The sequence below is a fragment of the Brevibacillus sp. Leaf182 genome (assembly GCF_001423865.2).
GTDB classification, from domain to species: domain Bacteria; phylum Bacillota; class Bacilli; order Brevibacillales; family Brevibacillaceae; genus Brevibacillus; species Brevibacillus brevis_C.
Genome location: NZ_LMPN02000007.1, coordinates 59,875 through 66,031, shown reverse-complemented (window position 1 = coordinate 66,031; position 6,157 = coordinate 59,875). Strand labels below are relative to the sequence as shown.

The window sequence follows — 6,157 nt, the reverse complement described above, 5'->3', positions numbered from 1 at the left end:
TAATGATAGACTCATTAACGCTTTCGCTGTTCAGTTTTCAAGGAGCAATTTCCTGTCCTCAGTGATCATCGTTATTTGTGATGGCGTCTTAAGGACAAGAATTAATCTATCACGTTACCTATTTTTGAGTCAATATGTTTTTTTAAAAAGTTTTTAAGTATAATGCTCCTCCCCGAGTTTTCTGCGTCTGACGTACTTGGATAACTCATTGGGAGAGGCGATTCTTGCATACATGCGAAACATAATGGAGTATCTCTCTTCCATGGCCCGCTTCACTAGTTGATCAATTCGTTTATCGCTAAAATCAAGGAGCATCTCTTCCAGCTCACGTTTTAACAAGTATTCTAGTTCCTGTACTTCTTTTGTATTAAACAAAAACCCTAGCAACGATATCGCCCTCCGCCTTACGAGTCTCTCCTCTATCCTTTCCATCAAAATTCAGCCCTATTCAAAATAAAAAGCCCTCCGTTTAGGAAGGCTTCAATTTGTTCGCAAATCTGAATTATTTCAGTAAGTTCACTTGCTGCAGTTGTTGCCCCACAGTTTCCTTGAGAATAGTTGGAGTAATCGTGCTCTCCACAATAGCAGCGACGAATAACAGAACGACCACAGTAAGAACCGCTACTGGAAATTGCTTGAGTGTATCGTACCAGTCATTTTTCAATCGTGCCAGCTTTTGGGGTTGGATTAGAACTCCCACTGAGCGTAAAGTCAGCACCCCTAAACGAATACCCACTCCCGCTGCAAACAGGATAGCTGGGAGCTCAAAAATTCCATGTGGCAAAATACCTGCACTAAAAATAACCCATGGACTTACTCCCACTGCACTGTATTTGAAAAAAATAAATCCAAGCAGCACTCCATTTGTAAGCATTCCAATTATGGGAAAGAATGCAAACAATATGCCCAGCGCCATCATCATCAATGCACTGAAAACATTATTGGAAAAAATCATCCAGAACACTGCTAAAGGTCCGCCGCCGTTATCTTTTATCCGTTCAGCAATTTCCTTTAATTGGCCCATCATTTGATCGACCATCTCTTCAACGAGCGGTGCTTGAAAATAACCAATCAAGGCACCACCAAAAAACAATAAGCATGCGGCGAAGAAATATTTTCGGTTATCAAGCCATAAATGCCGCAATCGATTGCCCATGCACCACACCCCTTTACTGCCTCTTCATTCACTATATGCATTGTACCTCAACAATAGCCAACAGGCCAAAGAATATCCTTGTCTTCCCTGCATAAACTGTTATCGGACAAAGGAGGTGCTTATCCATGAAATTCATTTACGTGATTAGCGTGAAACGATTAAAGCAAATCTTAATTATCGTCGCGGCCATCGTACTCACAGCTGGTATTGGTTATGCGGAACGCGATTCAATTGCTGCCTTTGCGGAAGGTGCCAGCACGCAAGCCCCCCAAGCTATTTATAAGGTCGACACCAAAGAAAAGAAAATCGCCCTTACCTTTGACATTAGCTGGGGCGAGACACGAGCATTACCTATACTGGATGTCTTGAAAGAAAAAAAGGTAAACAAAGCGACCTTTTTCCTCTCCTCCCCTTGGAGTCAACGACATCCGGACATCTTAAAACGCATCAAAGAAGATGGCTTAGAAATTGGTTCGCACGGTCACAAGCACGATAACTACACCAAATACTCCGATGAAGAAATTCGCTCCCAAATGGCTAAAGCGGACTCCATTCTAACCGAAATGACTGGAAAAAAGCCTACGCTCATTCGGATGCCAAATGGTGATTTTGACAAACGAGTGCTGGAAATCGCCAATCGCATGGGTTATTCCGTCATCCAGTGGGATACGGACTCAAAAGATTGGACCAATCCGGGAACAGATGTGATCATCAATAATGTATTATCGAAAGCTCATCCAGGAGACATTATCCTGATGCATGCGAGCGATTCTGCGAAAGATACACATCTTGCCCTCCCTGTGATCATTGATCAACTTCGCAAGGATGGCTATGAATTCGTTACAGTATCTGAACTCATTTCGGGTACAAGTGTAGACAGCAAAGAAATTCACTAAAACAAAAAAAGCTGACCTTCATTGGGTCAGCTTTCTCTTTTTACCAGACGGTGCAATTGCATGACTTGCCAGACGTTACAAAACAATAGTGGGACAAGCATGGACAGAGTGGCACGCACATTATCTTCCTTCAATGCCGGAATCCATTCCAGAGCCGTAACGACAAACATAAAGAACGTCGTCGGTATCCATGCAGATTTATTGGTCAGACTCACTTTTCCATATGCGGTAACAATAGCGACAATCAATAATAGCGTTGGCTCAATAAAGTACGTGCCAAATCCTTTTCCTTCACCGAAGGACGTATAGCGTAGATAAATCATATCGAAAAAGACAAACAAAATAAGAAATACTTGGACACTTTTCCACAGGGAAGGTGTTTTAAATATCGTTTTAGCAAAATAATTAATCGTCATATACGCAAAAAAACCCATCTGAGCCACAATACTAATGGTCATTCCATACAGTAGATACATGAACAAGCCGACAAAAAAGTTACCCGTACTTCCTACGAGCAGCTTGTCCAAATAAAAAATAAGGGCAACCAGGATCCCACCTAAACCCCCAAGCAAGAGCGTGGTAATAAAAAGCCAACCATACTTACGCAAACTCACCAAGTATTCCCTCCCATCCACATCGAATATGATTGTACCAATGGATACAAGAAAATACTAGCGTAAGAACAAAACAAAATGCACACGTTACTTGTAGGCAGAGTAAAGAAGGAGGTGTCCACCCCATGAGAAAAAAGACAATGTCTTTTTGGTTAACCGCTCTTGTCTGTCTGGTGCTGACCAGTTGCGGGGGTAGCGGACAAGCACAAAGTTCGTCTCAGCCTGATTATAAAAACGTCAAAGACATGGTGCTGGACATATTGCAGACGGACGAAGCGAAGCAATCTGTAAGTAAGATGATGAAGGACGAAAAGTTTAAGCAAAATCTGATGCTCGACGAATCGACAGTACGGACAACTTTGATTCAAAGCATGACGAATCCCAATAGCACGCACATCAAAGAGGCGTTTAAAGACCCTAAGTTTGCAAGCGCCATGGCGAAATCCATGAAAAACGAGCAAAAAACACTAATGAAGGACCTGATGAAGGACCCTGAATACCAAAAAGAGCTTATAAGCGTAATGAAAGACCCTGAGTTTGAGAAAAATTTGATGGACCTGATGAAAAGCTCTGCTTATCGACAACAAACCATGCAAGTGATGAAGGAATCCTTGCAAAGTCCTTTGTTCCAGGCTGAACTCATGAAGATCATGACCAAAGTTTCCGAGGACATGACAAAACCAAAGGAACTGAAGCCGAAGAAAAAAGGAAAGGGAAAAGAAGGTGGTGGAGGTTCCGGTGGCGGCGGTGGTGGTGGCAGCGGCAACCCTTCCTCTTAAAAAGCAAAGGTGAGCTCTATTGCAGAGCCCACCTTTTTCATCTTCTTGGATCTTATTGTTTGACAGCTTCCCCGCATTTTTCTATGACACGTTTGGCCATATCGATGTACAGCTGACCAATTTCCGTCTTTTCTCCATAAATCGATGGGGAATAATCAGGTTCAGATGGATGATTATCTGGTTGGCCCAGTGGAATTTGAGCGAGCAGCTCACATGTCAATGTCTCGGCAAGCTTGGCTCCTCCACCACGCCCGAATACGTACTCTTTCGAACCATCCTTTGCTTCGTACCACGCCATGTTCTCCACAATACCGAGGATTTCATGACCGGTCCGTTTTGCCATAGCGCCTGCGCGAGCTGCTACAAACGCTGCAGTAGCATGAGGAGTCGTTACCACAATCTCCATGCTTTGCGGAATCATGGTGTGCACGTCGAGGGCCATATCACCTGTTCCTGGAGGCAAGTCTAACAAGAGGTAATCTAATTCTTCGCCCCAGTGTACTTCCGTGAAAAAGTTACGCAGCATTTTACCCAACATAGGGCCTCGCCAAATGATCGGAGAGTTATCCTCCACAAAAAAGCCCATGGACATAACCTTTACGTTTTGCTTTTCAACAGGCAGAATGGTTTCACCAATTACCGTTGGACGTTGTTCAATATTCATCATATCGGGCACACTAAAGCCGTAAATGTCTGCGTCGATAATGCCCACTTTTTTTCCTAACCGCGCGAGCGCAACAGCCAGGTTCACTGTCACCGTCGATTTTCCGACGCCACCTTTTCCGGAAGTGACCGCAATAAAGGTCGTATTTGAATCCTTCGCCAAGATCGGGTTCAAGAGGGGAGCTTGTCCCGGTGCCATGTTATGTGTTTGCCCACCTTGGTTCTTGCGAAGCTGGGCAGACAGAGCAGCACGCTCCTCGTCTGTCATTGATCCGAATTGCAGGCGTACTTCTTCGGCTCCTAACGTTTTCACAGCTGCGATGACATCGTCCTCGATTTTGGCTTTGAGTGGACAGCCCGAAATCGTCAGAACGACGGTGAGGCTTACTGTCTTGCCTTCAATATGGATATCCCGAATCATGTTGAGCTCGACCAAGCTACGATTAATTTCAGGGTCTTTTACATCGCGTAGTGCTTCGAGAACCTGTTCTCTGGTCAACATTCTGGTTCACCTCATCTATGATCTTTTCAAACATTTTCATGCTGGTATAACGACAGCGTATGCGCGTTCATTATAGCATATTCGGGCGGTCGGGACACGACCACCGCCCTCTTAAGGTGTAATTGGTGCTTTTTCTCCCGAGTACTGACGTAAGATCCCCTGATAAATGGCATTTGCCATAGCCTTTTGGTATTCAACGCTCTGAAGTCGCTTTGCCTCCTCCGTATTGCTGACAAAGCCTACTTCTACCAAAACGGCCGGGCAGTTTACCTCCCGAATCAAGAACACATTATTCGTCTTACTCGGAACCCGATCTGTATGACCGATCACCCGTTTGATTTCATCTTGTATCAAATAAGAAACTTCTGCGCTCTTTTTGAAGCTAGGGGAATAAAAAGTCTGTGCACCCGACCATTTCGGAGAAGGGATGGAATTGACGTGTATACTGACCAAAAAATCCGGTGTACTATCATTGACCAGCCTTACTCGGTTTCGGATATCCTCAGATTTTCGTTTGCGTGCCTGCGCCGCATCTGGACTCGCCAAATCCTTGTCTTCCTCCCTCGTCATAACTACAAACGCTCCTGACTGCTGAAGGAAATCCCGCAAGTACATGCTAATGGCCAACGTCACTTCTTTCTCCACCACATCCCCGGCTTTGGAAACGGCCCCGCCATCTATTCCCCCATGCCCAGGGTCAATGGCTATGACCGTTCCCGTCAACGGCAACGACCATGCCTGCCAAGAAGAGCGATCAGGTGCTTCGTAGGTGAACAACAGCATGAGTACCGCAAAAGCCAATATCCAGCCTACTCCTTTTCGTGTCACAGTGTATCGTCCCCTTTGTCCCATTCTCGTTCCATCATATGGACAAACATGGACAAATATACCCGTTTAACACTTTCATTTACACCGTTGACTTAGAGTGTACTCTAACTTGTAAACTAGACACAAAATGAGGGAGGGAACTTGTAATGGGCGATCAACCACTAACGATTCAACAAGCCGCAGCCAGAACTGGACTTAGTGTACATACTCTTCGCTACTATGAAAAAATGGGGCTAATGGAACCGATTCCTCGGGGAGAAAACGGCCATCGCTCTTACTACGCACATGATTTGGAATGGATCGACCTGATCGCCAGACTGCGTACAACCGGAATGCCTATAGCAGAAATGCAACGGTTCGTTAGGCTCGACAGGACTACAAGTCAGTGCACTTGTTTTAGGCTGCCTAAATTTTGGTTCCAAAACCGACCAACACACTTCTTATCGATTATTGGATCACTATCGAGATGCTGGTGGTACTTTTTAGATACCGCCAATAATTATGCCTTTTGGAATAACGGATGTGTTGGTGGGGAAAGTGAATTGCTGCTTGGGCAGTGGATGAGAGAACGCCAGAACCGCTCCCATATGTTTATAGCGACCAAGGTGGGAGCAAAACCGCTTTTTCCAGGTGGGGATTTGCAAACAAGGAAGGCTTGGGAAGTAGAGACCAGAAATATTAGTAGGGAGAAAAATATGGTCTAATACTCATGTATTTAA

General features: G+C 44.7%; 8 protein-coding genes. 3 read left to right on the top strand and 5 right to left on the bottom strand.

All coding sequences use genetic code 11. The annotated features are described in order from the left end of the window. Window positions 1-153: 153 nt before the first annotated feature. On the bottom strand, window positions 154-387 hold the full coding sequence (locus tag ASG16_RS00465) for a hypothetical protein (RefSeq protein WP_007716307.1): 234 nt from the start codon (window positions 385-387) through the stop codon (window positions 154-156). A gap of 115 nt (window positions 388-502) precedes the next feature. Continuing rightward, on the bottom strand, window positions 503-1,156 hold the full coding sequence (locus ASG16_RS00460; RefSeq protein WP_056493551.1) for a stage II sporulation protein M: 654 nt from the start codon (window positions 1,154-1,156) through the stop codon (window positions 503-505). A 125-nt stretch (window positions 1,157-1,281) separates the two neighbouring features. Between ASG16_RS00460 and pdaB the strand changes: the two genes are divergently transcribed. Beyond that, on the top strand, window positions 1,282-2,052 hold the full coding sequence (gene pdaB, locus ASG16_RS00455) for a polysaccharide deacetylase family sporulation protein PdaB (protein ID WP_056493548.1): 771 nt from the start codon (window positions 1,282-1,284) through the stop codon (window positions 2,050-2,052). 26 nt (window positions 2,053-2,078) lie between these two features. Here pdaB and ASG16_RS00450 read toward each other — a convergent pair whose 3' ends face one another. Next, complete coding sequence (locus tag ASG16_RS00450; protein WP_048035669.1) at window positions 2,079-2,666, bottom strand: KinB-signaling pathway activation protein; 588 nt, start codon at window positions 2,664-2,666, stop codon at window positions 2,079-2,081. A gap of 125 nt (window positions 2,667-2,791) precedes the next feature. Between ASG16_RS00450 and gerD the strand changes: the two genes are divergently transcribed. Continuing rightward, window positions 2,792-3,445 carry a spore germination lipoprotein GerD gene (gerD, locus tag ASG16_RS00445; RefSeq protein WP_056493545.1) on the top strand — a complete coding sequence of 218 codons (654 nt, stop codon included), beginning with the start codon at window positions 2,792-2,794 and terminating at the stop codon, window positions 3,443-3,445. A 52-nt stretch (window positions 3,446-3,497) separates the two neighbouring features. On the opposite strand, the gene salA is transcribed toward gerD, so the two are convergent. Together salA and cwlD are read right to left on the bottom strand one after the other, a co-directional pair. Next, entirely contained in the window at window positions 3,498-4,610 is a 1,113-nt protein-coding gene (gene salA, locus ASG16_RS00440) for an iron-sulfur carrier protein/transcriptional regulator SalA (protein ID WP_056493542.1), read from the bottom strand. 111 nt (window positions 4,611-4,721) lie between these two features. Next, complete coding sequence (gene cwlD, locus ASG16_RS00435) at window positions 4,722-5,438, bottom strand: N-acetylmuramoyl-L-alanine amidase CwlD (RefSeq protein ID WP_137031380.1); 717 nt, start codon at window positions 5,436-5,438, stop codon at window positions 4,722-4,724. Between the two features lie 146 nt (window positions 5,439-5,584). Here cwlD and ASG16_RS00430 point away from each other — a divergent pair, with 146 nt between their 5' ends. After that, on the top strand, window positions 5,585-6,142 hold the full coding sequence (locus ASG16_RS00430) for a MerR family transcriptional regulator (protein WP_056493539.1): 558 nt from the start codon (window positions 5,585-5,587) through the stop codon (window positions 6,140-6,142). Window positions 6,143-6,157: the final 15 nt, after the last annotated feature.